Raw genomic sequence first — 15,282 nt, 5'->3', positions numbered from 1 at the left:
GGTTTCTACCGCCGGGTCGTGGCTCGCGCGGGTCACGACCCTCGAGTAGAAAACCGGTTACCCGTGGGCCTTGATGGATCCGGGCGCCCTGCGCTCACGCGCGCGACCACCGCAGCGATGACGAACCCGCCGAGCGCCGACCAACCCAGCACACCGTCGAGCCCGTTCTTGGCCATCAGAGTCAACGCGGCACCGGCGACGCACAGAAGCGCACCGGTCAGCACCGACCGGCCCCCGCCGATCTGGACCCGGCTGTCCCACCACGGCAGAGGGAGGTGTTCCAGCGGTGACAGCAGACGGAAGGCAACCGCCATGAGAACGGCGAAAACCACTGCGCGCAAAGCCAGGTGGGCCCAGAACCCTGGAGCGTGTGGATCGAAGGCATCGAGACCGACGGCGTGCAAGGTGAATGCGGCGACCGCGATCACCGGGATGTGCCACAGGTACAGCGTCATGGCTCCCCCGTTGCCCGTCGCCACGATGCGCCAGACGCGCGGACGGGCGGCCCAGCGCCGGATCGGGTCCGCGGCGGCGATGAACAGGCATGGCATCCAGATGCAGTGCAGTGCCAGCAGCAGTGTCGGCGGCGAGACGTTGGACACCCGTTCGGTTCCGGTGACAACCAGGGACACGTCGTAAATACCTGTGAGAGCGACGATTACCTGCACCGCGAACGCGATGATCGCGATTCCCAACGCCCGTCGCGCGCAGATCACGTGACGCGCGTAGGCCACGCCGATCACAACCGGTATCAGCCAGACGATGATCAGGTTGGCAGTGCCCGCCTCGGGTGTTCCCACTGCGAACCGGATGGCATCCACCACCCCGGACCCGGCAAGCAATGCGGCTATCACCCACGCGAACGCCCGGCCGGTGGACAGGCGCATCAGCGCCGGGACGAAGGCGAGCGCCACCAGGTAGACACCCAGAAACCACAGGAGCGCCACACATTCGCGCCCGAGCGCCGACGCGGATGAAGCTCCCATCGTCGCGCGCACCACCAGCAGGACCACCGTCCACATGGCCAGGTACCAGAACACCGGCCGGCACAACCGTTGGGCGCGCGCGAGCAGCCATTCTCCCCAGGAGCGTCCGTCGTGCCAGCTGTAGGCACCCGCGGCCCCACCGGCCATGAAGAACAGCGGCATCACCTGCAGCACCCAGGTGACCGGGGCCAGCGACGGCAAGGCGCCGAGGATGTTGCCGACCCGCACACCGCCCGAGTCGATGGTGGCCAGTAGCAGGGCGCAGTGGCCGAACATCACCACAAGCAGGGCGCCGAGGCGCGCCACGTCAACGGCGCGGTCGCGGTCGGGTTTGGTGTCGTGCACCACGGCATCTACCGACGGCACCACTTCGGGGCTTGGCATGGGTTCAGTCTGCCGGGCGATCGGTCGGGAAGGGATGCGTAGTCCTACCTTGTTTCCCGAGTTTTCCGAGTCATTTTCCCGGCCGCCGTCTGCCCGGCCACAACGCCAGTCCCGCCACGAGCAGCAATACCGAGGGCACGGTCCACACCACAAACCACGCCGACCGCCCCGAGCCCGCATTCAGCGCCACCTCACCCGCGGGCACGGTGCGTGCCCACACGATGAACGCATCAGCCACCGGGAGGACGCCGAACAGATATCGCGTGGTGCGTAAACCCACCGGCACCCCGATCAGTTCGACCTGCCGGGTCAGCCGGCCGGCCAGGTCAGCGTCGCCGTTGGCTCGCGCCGCCGCCAACCCGACCGCCGATGCACTCAGGCTCACCCCGAGGATCAACGGACCGCTGTCGACATCCGCATCACCGCCGGTGCCGGACGGATACTCCAGAACTCCGGCCATTCCGGCCTTGCTGGTAACGAAAAGGTCCGAAAACTGCTGCCACTGATCATCTTTGATCCCGACCACGTCATTGACCGCAGGCCAGAAAGTCTGAACGATGGCTTGGGACGACCCTCGTGGTGCCGCGATGGTGTGGGCGCGGTCATCAACCTGATGCGGCAGGAGACCCGTGTCCGGATCCGCGGCAGCCAGTGCCCGCGACCGCCATTCGGCGAGATCCTCGCGCCATGGCAGATCGAGCATCGCGATCGCCTGGGCGAGCGCTCCCGCTGCCACGACTGAATCACACGGCCAGAATTGGCCCGGATAGCTGGGGGGAAACGGTGAATCCGATTGTTCCAGCACTGAATGCACCACGTGAGCCCGCTCCAGCACCGCGGCGCGGTCCGCATCGGAGTCCGACGCCCGCGCGATCGCGACGGCCAGGGCAAGCGACCAGCCTGCCGCGAAAATCCCGTTTTCCGGAACCATTCCGCGGCCGAACACCGCCACGGATTCCGGGGTTTCGATGGCGGCAAGCCGAGTTCGGGCCCGCGCGACATACCCGGAGGATCGGGGGTCCGAGCCGACCTGCGCGGCGAGTTGGGCCTCGGCCAGACCGGTCAGCACCCTGGTGAAGTACTCACCCTCCGGGAACAGCCCCTGCATTTCGGTGTCACGGCCGGATGCCAGTGCTGCGTCGAGGAATCCGAGTTGACGCTCGGCGCGGTCCGGAAGTGGGCCGAACCCGAGGTAAAGCACATGGGCCAAGGACACCAGTGCGAGCACGACCGCCAGCGTCGCGGCTATCGTCCGCGCCCGAGTGAGCATCCTGGCAGTTTAGGAGCCGCCGGACATCCGGCCGGCACAGAGATCACCCCGGGTACCGATCAGAAATTGCGGCACGCCATTGTTCTGCCGCATCAATAAATGGCTGAATGTCATGTATTTGCAAGCAGAAATAGATTGTTTCGAAGAATGTCCGTACCTCATCTGAATGACGGACAGACGAGCCATACCCATGGATACTCAGTGCAGTTCTTGATCGACCCGTCGAGTAGGAGATTCCGGCAATGACCTCCGGCAAAACAATACCTGTCGACGTATTGTTCGCTGCCGGATTATTGGCAGGAAACGATTCGTTGGCACCACAGTTGAACGTCGACAAACTGTTGGACAGCCTCGACAAACTGATCCAGATGTGCGCGGATTCGGGTCCCGGCGGGCCAACGGACCCACCGTACTGGGTGGCACCGGACCTGGAATTGACGGCACGAATAGCGCCGCAGCTCCACACCGCGTGGCGGCAGACCGTGATACACGCCCACGACCACGACGTCTCGGCGCTCTATGTCCGAGTGGCCACCGCCGAAGATGCCGTTCGGCTGGCGCAATGGGATCACATCACCGGTCTGCAGGTGATGGCCTCCATGCCGGATGTCGCGGCAGCCTTCGACACCGCACACGACGGCTGGCGGGACCTGATCGAGGGCTACGGCGACCTCGGCGGGGAGGTGGTGGTCCACATGGCGCCGCTGGACCAACCCGACCTTGGCGTCCAGGAACAGCCGTCTCCCTTGGAAACCGACACGGACACGGACACGGAGACACCCCGCCGGCTGATCGCCGAGATCTTCCGCGACGGCGCGGTCTGCACGGTGTTGACGCCCGGGCAGGACCACACGCTCGCAGTGCGGATTGCCGTCCCCCGTCCCGGTCAGCGAGGCATCGACTTCGACGAAGACGACGTCGAATTCGACGCGGACGGAGCGGCCGATCTGGTCATCGACGTCACCAGCGACGACGGAACGTTTCACGCCACCCGGCCCATGGTGTTACCGCGGGACCGCACCCGCCCGAGCACCACGGCGGCATTTCCCGTCCGCGCCGGTGACGACGGGACGATTCTGCAGCTGAATATCACTGTCCTGTACCGAAATCGGCCGATCCGTGCCGGCCGGATCGTCGCCGTCGTCCGCAGCAGCGCACTGCCCGACGACGAGGTCCAGTTCTGGCCGATCGGCCTGAGCTCGCCATCTGAGCCCACCGAGGTCACCGGTGCGGACGTCGCGCTCGACGACAACGGCGTCACGCTGTCCCTACAGGGGACCGATCACTCCGACGGCATTCCCCTTGCCGGCGCGGAGAATTGGTCGAAGGCCTTCGAGCAGGTGGCTTCGCAGGTTTTGGGCACCGACTCCGCTCCTGGATCGATCACCGATCCAGAAGCGGTGCGGCTGCTGATCCTGCTCGCCCGGCGCGGCAGCCAATTCGCCAAGAAACTGGGTGAACTCGGCCTGCGGGACGCCCGCACCATCTCCGTGATGGTGCGATACGACGGGTCGCTCCTGCCCCTCGAGCTCGCCTACGACGGCCCTACTCCGACCGAGACTGCGTCCCTCTGCGACTGCGTGGGCCAGGCTGCCAATCAACCGTGCACACGGCGGCGCTCCAGGCGTCGGGTGTGCCCGTGGGCGTTCTGGGGAATGAACCGCGTCATCGCCCGTACGGTGCGCTTCGGCCCCGTGCCCGCCACCGAATCGCGCCCGAAACTCGCCGAACTGGCTTTGCGGCCCGTCGTCTACGCCGCCGCCAATCGCGCCGACATCGGCAGTCCGGCAAATCAATTGCCTTCGGAACTCCTGCAGTCCGCGCTCACCCAGCGCGTGGGTTCCACCGATTGCACACGGGTGGAGACGTGGCCGAGGTGGCGTACCGCGGTGAAGCAGACCAGTCCGCAACTGCTGGTGGTGCTGGGCCACACCGACCAGGCGCAGTCCGAGTTCCGGATCGCGATCGGCAAGGATTCGACCCTGTCCCAACCGGACATCTCGGAACGTGAGCTCGGAGTCGCCACCAGTCCCGCACCGATCGTGCTGCTGTTCGCCTGCGACTCCGCGATATCCGGTGACGTCTTCGGAGCGTTGCCCGCGACATTCATTCGCATGGGCGCTGCGGCGGTGGTGGCGACACTGACGAAGTTCAAGGGCCAGCAGGCTTCCCAAGCCGCTGTCGCGGTCGTTTCTGCACTGTTCGCAAATGCGGCGGGCGGCGGGCTCACGTTGGGATCGGCCTTGACCCAGGCCCGACGCGATCTGGTCGCCAACGGCTTGTTGGTTGGTCTGTTACTGGTCGCCGTCGGTGAGATCGACCTCAAGCTGGTCGGTTAGGAGAAGTCATGCTGGCCATCGACATGCTGCCCGGCGGTCACGGCGATGCCCTCGTCGTCGAGTACGGCACCGCGGCGGACACGCACCGGATTCTGATCGACGGCGGCACCGCACGTTCCTGGGATGCCGTGCGTGAACGGCTCAAGGCCCGGCCCGACCACACCTACGAGGCGATGGTCATCACCCATGTCGATGAGGATCACATCGGTGGCAGCCTGCAGATTCTCGCCGATCCGGATCTGAGCCACCGGATCCGTGACATCTGGTTCAACGGATTCGTGCACTGTGAACGTGGCGGCAGCGTGCTGGGGCCCGTCGACGGCGAGCGGCTCACCCAGCGGATCAACGACGGCCCGTTCCGCTGGAACAAACCTTTCCCCAACCGGGTCAGCAACAAAGTCGGTGGGCCGGTCGTGGTTTCGGCCTCAGGTACGGAGCTTCCTGTCATCGAACTGCCCGGCGGTGCCGCCATCCATCTGCTGTCCCCTACCGGGCAGAAGCTGAAAAAGATGGCGACCGAATGGCGATCGGTGGTCACCGCAGCGGGTCTGGTGCCCGGCGAGGGAACCCCGCTGGAAGCGCGGACACCACCGATACGCCACAAGGAAGTCCCGCCGCTGCCCGACAAGCTCACCGATCAGATTCTGCGGAAGATGGCGACGGCGTCGACCGCCGACAACTCGGAGGCCAACGGATCGAGCATTGCGTTCATCGTCGAATATGACGGCCGGCGCGCCCTGTTGGGCGCCGACGCCCACTCCGATGTACTCGTGCAGTCGTTGACCAAGTACGCCACGACGGTTGGCGAGGAACGAGTTCGGCTGGATCTGGTGAAGCTTCCGCACCACGGAAGCCGGGCCAACGTCACCGCGGAACTGGTCGACGCGATCGCCGCCAAGAGGTATCTGATCTCGACCAACGGGGACAACTTCGCGCATCCGGATCACGCCGCGATCGCGCGGATCATCATCGGCTCGGCTCACCCTCCCACGTTCTACTGCAACTACCGCAGCGAGTTCACGGAGCCGTGGCAGGCGCGGGCGGCCGATGTCGGTGCCAAATTCGTCCTGCCGGCGAACGGGCGCACGGGACTACGGGTTTCGGCGACGGCATGACGGAGCCGACGAGCATTACCGACGACGGCGATCAGCCTGATGTCCTCGACCTGCCGACCGTCGGCCCGCGCGACGGTGTGGGATTGTGCCTGTCCGGCGGCGGATTCCGGGCCATGTTGTTTCACCTGGGCACCCTGCGCCGACTGAACGAGACCGGATGGCTGGCCCGGCTGACCCGGGTGGCCTCGGTGTCCGGGGGTTCGGTCACGGCCGCCGTCCTGGGGTTGGCCTGGCACCGTCTCGAGTTCGACAACGATGGTGTCGCAGGCAATTTCGTAGGCGAGGTCGAGGAGCCGGTGATGGACCTGGCCGGCCACACCGTCGACCGCCCGGCGGTGCTGGGCGGGTTGCTGATGCCCGGGCGGATCTCGCGGCGGGTGCAGCACGCGTATGACAAGCACCTGTTCCACGGTGCGACGCTGCAGGACCTCCCCCACAACGGTCAGGGGCCGCTATTCGTGATCCTGTCGACCAATCTGAGCAATGGATCGGCGTGGCGGTTCAGCCAACCGTACATGCGTGACTGGCGCACCGAGTCCATCGCCAACCCGACTCTCCCGATCGCCCATGCCGTCACCGCCAGTTCGGCCTTCCCCCCGTTTCTGTCACCCAACCTGCTCGACATCCCGGGCAAGCCCACTCTGCAACTCACCGACGGCGGTGTTTTCGACAACCTCGGGTTGGAGCCCGTGGTGAAGCGATGCGCCACGGTCTTCGTCAGCGACGGTGGCGGCACGTTCAAGGTCGACCCGAACCCCAAAAGAGACTGGGTGCGCGCCACGTTGCGCGTCCTGGACACGGTCGATGTCGAGGTCCGCCGGTTACGTCGACGTCAGATCGTGGGACTGCTGGCGTCGAAGCAACGTCGCGGAGCCTTCATGGCCATCAACACCGAGTACGCACGGTTCCCGCGACGCAGTCCGGCGCTGCCCGCGACCGACGCGGCCACCAAGCTCCTGTCCAGGACGCCCACGCGGCTGAAGAAGCTGGATCCGACTCTGCGCCGGCAACTGGTCAATTGGGGTTATGCCGCCTGCGATGCAGCCCTGCGCAGCTATTTCGACCCGGGGCTTTCCGACCCGCCCGGGTATCCGTACCCGACCGACGGCGTGGGCTGACAGCTAATGGTCAGTGACCACACGGATGGCGAAGATTGCCCGCCGCAGCGGCGACCGCAGTAGATTGCTGCCGTGGGGAAACGACTGTTGGCCGGCGGCCGGGGACGCTTGCTGGCGCTTGCCGCCTCCGTCACCCTCGCTGCGGGCATGGTGTACGCGCAGAACACGGGGGCGGACTGCTGCCCGGAGATCCCGTCGGCAGCACCGCCCAGCACTCAGCAACCGGCACCAGTGCCAGCTCAGGCCGAGTTGGTGGCGGCCAGTGCGCCCGTGGCGGCCCGCGACTTTCAGTTCTCCCTGCCGAAAGGTCCGGCACCCGAGAGCGGGTTACAAATCAAGACGATCTGGGTGGCCCGCGCCATTGCCGTGATGTTCCCCGAGATCACCACGATCGGCGGGTATCGCCAGGACGCGCTGAAGTGGCACCCCAATGGTCTGGCGATCGATGTGATGATCCCGAACTATCACACCAAGGACGGCATCGCGCTCGGCAATCAGATCGCCGGTTTCGCCTTGGCCAACGCCCAACGCTGGGGCGTGCTGCACGTGATCTGGCGTCAGGGCCTCTATCCAGGGATCGGCGCACCGCACTGGACCGCGGATTACGGCAACGAGACCGCCAACCACTTCGACCATGTGCACATCGCCACCGACGGTGGCGGATATCCCACCGGGCACGAGACCTATTTCATGGGATCGATGAGCCGCTAGGAAGCCGAATGTAGGGTGCTGTCGATGAAGCGCGTACAGGTGGTGCGCGGATACGGCGGCATCAGCGCGGCCGACCGCCGGACCGAACGACGGAGCAAGCTGCTCGCCGCCGGACGCCAGATCTGGGGCGAATCCGGGATCACCGAAGTGACCGTCCGTGCCGTCTGCAGCGCCGCCGGGCTGACATCACGCTATTTCTACGAACAGTTCGAGACCCGAGACGCATTGCTGTTCGCCATTTCCGACGACGTGCGGGATCAATTGCTGACCGCGCTGGTCAACGCCGGCGTCGGCGACCCGGGCACACTGACCGACAAACTCCGCTCCGCACTCACCGCATTTCTCGAGATCATCGCGGCCGACCCGCACATCCACCGCATCGCCACCGGAGATGTCAGCAGCGTCACCGGACTGACCGAGCACCGCACGCACATATTGGAGATGATCACCGGCCTGATCATCCAGCTCGCCCCGGATGTGCTGCAGTCGGCGGCTCCGAGCCCGGCCGAATTGCGCCGCGGAGCACAGTTCATGGTCGGCGGCGTGAACCAGATCATCGAAGCCTGGGTTGAGGATCCCGCCGAAACGCCCGAGCAACTCGCGGCCGAATGCGCCACCCTCTGTGTCGCCCTGGTTCGCGGTGTCACCCGGCCGGACGATTGAGCGTCACATCCAGCTCGGCGGCCTGATCGCATTCGCCACGTCGACCAGCCGGTAGCGGTGACGCCGCCGCGGCGAGTGCCGCGCCAGTTCCCGCAGCACCTCCTCGACACCGACGCGCAAACCGCATTGGTCGAAGGCGTGACCGAAAAGCGGTTCGCCGGAGGCGCTCACAGCGCCGGACCGGAGCCAGTCCAGGGCGATGCCGAGGACGAACGCGCGGATCTGCAGAACGCGCGCCTCGGTCTCGGGCAGGCTGCCCACCCGCCGCGCGGCGTCGCGCAGGTCTGCCTCCGCGATCTCCGTACGGGGCCGCCCCTCGAGCAGCAGCACCACCGACGTCAGTTGGGCCTCGCCGTAGTGGCGCGAGGCCACCGGGACCTGGTCGAGCACTTCGATCGCCCCCGACCGATCGCCGCGTCCGAAGAGGACACGAGCCAGGCCGAACGCCGCGCTCACCATCGCGTGGTCGGTGCGCCACAACGTGCGGTAGTCACGTTCGGCCAAGTGCCGCAACCGTTCCGCATCCGGTGCGCCGTGCGTGTCCAGCAGCAGTTCGGCCGCCGCGGCCGCCGCCAACTTGGGTGCGGCTGCACCGGGAAGCAGGGCGACGACGCGCTCGAAGCATGCCAGGGCCGCCCCATGACCACCGGCCTTCAGGCCGCTGATCCCGTCGTCCCACTCGAGTCGCCAGTCATCGTCGGAGTCCTCGACCTGCACGGGCTCAGGCAGTGCACCCGCGACGTCGCGGGCGTCCAGCGCGACGGTGCGCCGACGGCCGTCGACGAACACGTCGGTGCGCTGCAATGCCAGATCTGCCCCGAAGGTGGAGTGCGGCGGGCTGAACAGCGTCGAGGTCCGGGGACTCGGCGAGCCGGTCTGCTCGGCGAGGATTTCGTGGAGCACACCCCGGCACTGGTCAGCCATCTCCTCTACCGACGAGAACCGTTGCGCCGGACGGGGGTTGGTCGCACGGACGAGCAGACGGTAGAACGACTCGTACTGTTCGAACAGCGGTACCTCGTCACGGTTGGGCAATGTCTCGGCGTAGCGGTCGTTGGGCAGGTCGACGGTCAGCTTGGCCAGCGTGCGGCCGACCGTGTAGACGTCGGTGGCGACGGAGGGTCCGGTCCGCACGATCTCAGGCGCCTGGAATCCTTTGGTGCCGTAGATGTATCCGAACTCCTCGACACCCGATACCGCACCCATGTCGATCAACTCGACGTTGTCCTCGGTGAGCATGATGTTCTCCGGCTTGAGATCGTTGTACACCAGGCCGAGTGAGTGCAGGTAGGACAGCGACGGCATTACGTCGAGCAGATAACCGAGCGCCTCCTCCACGGGCATCATCTGCCTGGCTTCTCCACCCGCGGCAGGCTGCTGCTTGTCCAGGATGGCTTCCAGCGTGGTTCCGCCGATGTACTCCATCACGATGTAGCCGACGGGGTTTCCGTCAAATCCCGGGTGTTCGACGAAGTTGTAGATCTTGACGATGCCGGGGTGGTTGACCATCGCGAGGAATTGCCGTTCGGCGACCGCGATCTCCTGCGCCTGCTGCCCTCCGGGTTGAAGTAGGCCTTTGAGCACCACCCAGCGATCGCTGACATTGCGGTCGATCGCAAGGTAGATCCAGCCCACACCGCCGTGCGCGATGCAGCCCTGAACGTCGTACTGACCTGCCACCAACTCACCGGTCTCCAGCTGCGGGGAGAACGAGAACAGGGTGCCGCACTGCGGACATACCCCGTCGCTTGGGCCCGGTTGTCCCTCAGTCCCCCGCCCTACCGGACGGCCGCAGCCGGCGCACTCCCGTTTCGCCTCGGCGACAACAGGGTTGGTGAGGACGGCACCGGCCGGTTCGATGTCCTCGCGAATCGGGATCTCCACCAGGCCATCGCCGATGCGCCGGCGGCCGGTACGCAGTCGCGGACGGGTGATCGCGCCCTCGGTCTTGACCGGTGCGGATTCGGTCACCAGGACGGCTCGAGTGCCCTCTTCGCCTGCCATGTCAGTCCCGGTACCTCGGCTCCGGCGGACCCGGCGCAGCGCCGAGAACGTTCAGCCACTTCCGGTACAGCGACAACCAGGTGCCGTCGCGCCGCGTTCGTTCCAGGGTGCCGTTGACCGCCCGGACCAGATCTTCCCGGGACTTGTTCATCCCGATGCCGTAGGGCTCGTCCTCAAGGCTGGGGCCGACCAGGTGCAGGTTGGGATCCTGCACCGCCATGCCGGCGAGTATCGAGTCGTCGGTACTGACCGCGTCGGCCTGCCCTTGCTGCAGCGCCACCAGGCAGTCGTCCCAATTCTGCACTGCGAGCAGGATCGCTGCGGGCGCCACCCGGGCGACCGTGGCCAGCGAGGTGGTATCCACCTGGGAACACACCCGTTTCCCGGCCAGGTCTCCAGGCCCCTCGATCGGTGAATCCTTCGGCACCAACAGCCGCTGGTGCGCATCGAGATACACCGTGGAGAAGGCGATCTGCTCCGCGCGAGCACAGGTGACCGTCATCGCCTTCACGACGATGTCGACGGTCCCGTCGCGCACCGCGGTGATGCGTTCGGGCGAGGTCAGCAGGCGGAATTCCACCTTGGCCGGATCGCCTAACAGGTCGCGGGCCACCTCGCGGGCGATATCGACGTCGAAGCCCTGCAGTTCACCCGAAACCGGATCGCGAAAACTCAACAGATTGGTGCTCTGGTCGATACCGACGACCAGCCGGCCGCGCTGCCGGATTGCTTGCACAGCCGGGCCGGAGGCTGTCGATGGGCGCAAACTCGCTGTGGCATCGCAACTCTCGACCGGCAGACCGGGAACCTGTGATGCCACGGCGGCGCCGCTCGGCAGCGGCAGCGTGGTGCGCGAGGCGGAAATCTCGACAAGCGGTTGTGGCGTGGAACATCCCGCGATCACGGCCGCGGCCAGGAGGAGAAGTCCGGCGACGGCCCGCATCAGTGGTACTCGCTCAGCCTCGGTGCGACACCGGCGGCAACCGCAAGTGCGGCCAGCACACCGATGGCCGCGGCACCGGCCGGAAGTGCACTCAATCCCCCATAGGCGCGGGTGATCCCGTCACGTTGTCGATCGCGCAAACGCGCAATGTCGGCGCCCAACGCGTCGTCGAGGCGGCTGAACTGGGCAGTGGAGTGCTGCGGCCCGCCGTCCCGCGCGATCGCCACGGCCCCGGCGTAGTCGCCACTGCCCAGCAGGTTCCGGGCATCGGAATGCGATTCCTTCCAGCTTCGCAGCGTGTCCTGCGCCCCGTTCACCGGATGCTTGTCGAGAATCCGACCGACATCGGTGATGCGCTGTTCGAATCGAATGTCGGAGAGCGTGTCGGAGCCGCGATTGAGCAATCCGAGGATCTCGTCGGCACGGGCCTGCTGGACCAGAATCCGAGCTGTCACTGCCGATTCCAGTGGCTCGCCACCTTCGATACGGGCACTGGTGATCGCGTGCGTCACCACCAGCCCGGACACCGCCAACCACACCACGAGGACGACCATCAGAAGCGACGCCCCCACCAGGCCGGGGTTGAGGCGCCGGTGACTGCGTCTGGCGAGAAAGACCTGCGCGAGCACCAACAAACCCACCACCAGAGCGGCGCCGACGATCAACGTCCACGGTGTAGCGGCCGACCGTCCTGATGCCGTGACGGCGTCAGCCTGGGCCCGGTACAGCCGCTCGGCATCGGGCAGGATGGACTGCTGCAGCAGCGTGGACGACTCGCTGAGGTACCCGACGCCGATCGGGTCGCCACCACGGTTGGTCGCACGAGCGGTCGCCATCGTGCCGGTGTACACGGCCAGCTGGTTGGACAGGTCGGTGAGCAATGTCAGCGACTGGATGTCGTTGGGCGACACCCCATTCGATGCGGTGATCAGCCCCGCCGATGCCGCCCCGACAGACGCGTCGTAGCGCTCGCGGACTTCGCCTGGTTCGGCGCCGCCGGCCAGAAATGCGGTGGCCGCGGTGGTGTTGGCGGACGACAGCGCGCTGTAGATCCGTTGCGCGGCATCGGCCAGCGGCTCGGTGTGTGACCGCAGGGTCTCCAGTTGGCGTTGGCGGCTCGACTCGGTCATCGACGCCGCCACGCCCACGGCGAGAACTGCCGCAATCAGAACGACGGCCAGCACCGCTATCCGGCCCGGCGTGGCCCGCAGGAATTCGACGACCGGCCGGTCCTGCTCCTCGGCGTCGGCCAGCACGGACTCGTCGAGTGTGAGGGTCTGCCGACTCTCCAACTCACCGCTGTGCACTCGACATCACCTCGCCGCAGGCTGGTCAGAATTGCACGGTAACCCTCGCCACCGCGCTACGCGGGCTAATTACGCTGCTGCCACGCTCTCGGCGGCCAGCACCTCGGCGGCGGCGCGTTCGCCAGACCGAACCGCGCCATCGATCCAGCCGCACATGACCGCCGAGCTCTCCGTGCCTGCCCAGTGAATGCGCCCGCATGGTTCCCGGAGGGCATGGCCGAATTCGGTCAGCACGCCCGGCGGTGCGTGACTGATCATCCCGCCACCCGAGTAGCGCTCCACCGTCCAGTTCTGCTCGTGATAACTGAGCGGGGACGCGGCCCTGGAACCGAACCGGTCGATCAGCTCGCCGATCACCACGGATTTGCGTTCCGCAGTGTCGAGCAGCCCGAGCCGGCGGGCGGCGGGTCCTTCGGTGATGACGCACATGATCCCCGGGGTGCCGGTGTCGGTGCATGCGTCGATGGTCAGCGTGGCAGGGCTGCCGGGAGCGGCGGACTGTCCGCACAGCCCGTCGGCACGCCAGAACGCCGTGTCGTAGACGACCGAGATCTTGAAGACGGCTCCGCTGGGCATCCGTTGATGAAGAAACATCCGGTCGACGGGAAGCATCGGTTCATAGGCGATCTGACTCGCCACGGCCAACGGGACAGCGACGATCACCTGCCTCGCCTGCACCGTCATGCCCTCGGCGTGCACTGTCAGGCCGTCGTTGTCCTGCTCGATGAGCCGCACCGGTTGCGAAAGGTGCAGCGCCTCACCAAGTTCGGTGGCCATCGGCCCGTAGATTGCGCCCATGCCGCCGCGCACCCGCGCATCCTGGGCACCGCCCCGATTGGAGATGACGAAGCCGGGCCCGCCGCCCGACCCCATCTGGTGCAATGCCCACAACAACGAGACTTCGGATCCTGCCGAGGTGTAGATGCCGGCGAGCGCCATGTCGATCATCTCGCGCGCCTGTTTGGAACGCATATGACGGTTGATCCACTCCCCCAAGCTGATCCGGTCCCACTCAACCGCCTTCTTCGCTTCCCACGGGGCTTCGAAGGGAATCGTCCTGCACATGAGTTCCACCTCGAGCAATCCGGCGCCGAGGTTGGCGATCGCCCACGGGCTCATCGCCCACGGAATGGTGCCGGAATAGCGGTGCTGTTTGCCGTCGAGGATCATCATCGCGTTGCCGTCGACGTACTCCTTGTATTCGTCGACGCCGAACTCGGCCATCAGCCCTTTGATGCGGTCCTGCCCCGGCCCGATCCAGGCCCCGCCCCGGTCGATCCACGTGCCGTCCGGCAGCACCTCGGTGAAGGTGCGGCCACCAACCCGATCACGTGCTTCGAGCAGCGCCACGGAGCGGCCCGCCTGCTTCAGCCGCAGGGCCGCGGTCAGGCCCGCGAACCCCGCACCCACCACGCAACAGTCGACCTCTGTCATGGGCCGCCCTCCCCGTTTTCGACGGGCCAGATTCGCTCAAATTACGCCGTCGTCAGCCAGTTCGGAGGCACTGTCGGCCGACAGATGTGGTAAATGCCATAAATTTTGCCCGCCCGGGCACAAGTCACTGCGTTCGTGCGGAGCCAGGGTCGCCTCCGACACCGAACGGACCCCGGAAAGTTGGACCGCCGGCCGGCTGTGCAATAATCTATGACCAGCTAATTCACCGGGGTTTACCCATGGTTCACCTCGCGTTCCCCTGACACCAGCGAGCGTCAAGCCGCGGTTGACGCATGAACGCCGAACTGGTTGCCATCGACAGCACCAGACAACTTCGCGATTCCGGGGATCGTTCCGCCCGCCGGTAGGGTCCGGTCCTCGTGGGTAGACACCAGTTGAAAAAGGATCGGCGCCGCCGATCCGCAGCCGTGGCAGCGGTCGTCGTGCCTGCCGTCGCACTCATCGTCGTCGGCGCAGACACCGGACCGGCCCCCCAGGCCGACGCCGCAGCTGTCGCAGCCCCCGCCGTCACGCCGGCCGCCGCGCCTGCGGCACCAGCAGTACCGGCCGAGCGCGCCGTGCGACGGAACATGAGGTTCCCACTGCCCGCCGGCCGGGCCTCCGAAAAAGGCCTACAGGTGGAGACCATTCTGGCGGCCCGCGCGGTCAGCGCACGATTCCCCCAAATTCTGGACATCGGCGGGGTCCGGGCCGATTCGATGAAGTGGCACCCCAACGGACTGGCGATCGACGTGATGATCCCGAACTACGCCACCCCGGAAGGCAAGGCGCTCGGAGAACGGATCGTCGCGTATGCCCTGGACAATGCCGACCGGTTCGGTGTGAACCACGTGATCTTCCGTCAGCACATCTACTCCCGCGGCAGGGCACCCAGGATGATGTCGGACCGCGGCGGAATCACCGCCAACCACTTCGACCATGTGCACATCGCCACCAACGGCGGCGGATTCCCCACCGGACACGAAACGTATCTGACGTAGCCCTGCG

General features: G+C 66.4%; 12 protein-coding genes. 6 read left to right on the top strand and 6 right to left on the bottom strand.

The window, feature by feature from the left end:
* Window positions 1-32: 32 nt before the first annotated feature.
* On the bottom strand, window positions 33-1,370 hold the full coding sequence (locus tag ACZYZF_RS25100; RefSeq protein ID WP_463747754.1) for an acyltransferase family protein: 1,338 nt from the start codon (window positions 1,368-1,370) through the stop codon (window positions 33-35).
* Window positions 1,371-1,440: 70 nt separating this feature from the next.
* Window positions 1,441-2,640 carry a hypothetical protein gene (locus ACZYZF_RS25095; RefSeq protein WP_463747753.1) on the bottom strand — a complete coding sequence of 400 codons (1,200 nt, stop codon included), beginning with the start codon at window positions 2,638-2,640 and terminating at the stop codon, window positions 1,441-1,443.
* A gap of 311 nt (window positions 2,641-2,951) precedes the next feature.
* Here ACZYZF_RS25095 and ACZYZF_RS25090 point away from each other — a divergent pair, with 311 nt between their 5' ends.
* From ACZYZF_RS25090 to ACZYZF_RS25070, 5 genes are all read left to right on the top strand, one after another.
* The gene (locus tag ACZYZF_RS25090) at window positions 2,952-4,979 is read left to right on the top strand and encodes a CHAT domain-containing protein (protein ID WP_463747752.1); all 2,028 of its coding nucleotides are present in this window, start codon (window positions 2,952-2,954) and stop codon (window positions 4,977-4,979) included.
* 8 nt (window positions 4,980-4,987) lie between these two features.
* On the top strand, window positions 4,988-6,094 hold the full coding sequence (locus tag ACZYZF_RS25085) for a ComEC/Rec2 family competence protein (protein WP_463747751.1): 1,107 nt from the start codon (window positions 4,988-4,990) through the stop codon (window positions 6,092-6,094).
* Window positions 6,091-7,212, top strand: coding sequence for a patatin-like phospholipase family protein (locus ACZYZF_RS25080; protein ID WP_463747750.1), 1,122 nt, complete (start codon window positions 6,091-6,093; stop codon window positions 7,210-7,212). The genes ACZYZF_RS25085 and ACZYZF_RS25080 overlap by 4 nt, the downstream gene beginning before the upstream one ends.
* A 72-nt stretch (window positions 7,213-7,284) precedes the next feature.
* A complete protein-coding gene (locus ACZYZF_RS25075; RefSeq protein ID WP_463747749.1) occupies window positions 7,285-7,923 on the top strand; it encodes a glycoside hydrolase in 639 nt (212 codons plus the stop codon).
* A 24-nt stretch (window positions 7,924-7,947) separates the two neighbouring features.
* The gene (locus tag ACZYZF_RS25070; RefSeq protein WP_463747748.1) at window positions 7,948-8,586 is read left to right on the top strand and encodes a TetR/AcrR family transcriptional regulator; all 639 of its coding nucleotides are present in this window, start codon (window positions 7,948-7,950) and stop codon (window positions 8,584-8,586) included.
* Window positions 8,587-8,589: 3 nt separating this feature from the next.
* Here ACZYZF_RS25070 and ACZYZF_RS25065 read toward each other — a convergent pair whose 3' ends face one another.
* From ACZYZF_RS25065 to ACZYZF_RS25050, 4 genes are all read right to left on the bottom strand, one after another.
* Window positions 8,590-10,590 carry a serine/threonine-protein kinase gene (locus tag ACZYZF_RS25065; RefSeq protein WP_463837135.1) on the bottom strand — a complete coding sequence of 667 codons (2,001 nt, stop codon included), beginning with the start codon at window positions 10,588-10,590 and terminating at the stop codon, window positions 8,590-8,592.
* Between the two features lies 1 nt (window position 10,591).
* A complete protein-coding gene (locus ACZYZF_RS25060; RefSeq protein WP_463747746.1) occupies window positions 10,592-11,533 on the bottom strand; it encodes a glutamate ABC transporter substrate-binding protein in 942 nt (313 codons plus the stop codon).
* Entirely contained in the window at window positions 11,533-12,840 is a 1,308-nt protein-coding gene (locus ACZYZF_RS25055) for a hypothetical protein (RefSeq protein WP_463747745.1), read from the bottom strand. The genes ACZYZF_RS25060 and ACZYZF_RS25055 overlap by 1 nt, the downstream gene beginning before the upstream one ends.
* 69 nt (window positions 12,841-12,909) lie before the next feature.
* Window positions 12,910-14,274, bottom strand: a complete 1,365-nt coding sequence (locus ACZYZF_RS25050; RefSeq protein WP_463747744.1) for a flavin monoamine oxidase family protein — start codon at window positions 14,272-14,274, stop codon at window positions 12,910-12,912.
* Window positions 14,275-14,702: 428 nt separating this feature from the next.
* Here ACZYZF_RS25050 and ACZYZF_RS25045 point away from each other — a divergent pair, with 428 nt between their 5' ends.
* Window positions 14,703-15,275: a hypothetical protein gene (locus tag ACZYZF_RS25045; protein WP_463747743.1), complete on the top strand. Its 573-nt coding sequence runs from the start codon at window positions 14,703-14,705 to the stop codon at window positions 15,273-15,275.
* The last annotated feature ends 7 nt before the right edge of the window (window positions 15,276-15,282 follow it).

Source organism: Mycobacterium sp. IDUB_24, assembly GCF_055419385.1.
This window is presented reverse-complemented; position numbering and strand designations above follow the sequence as displayed.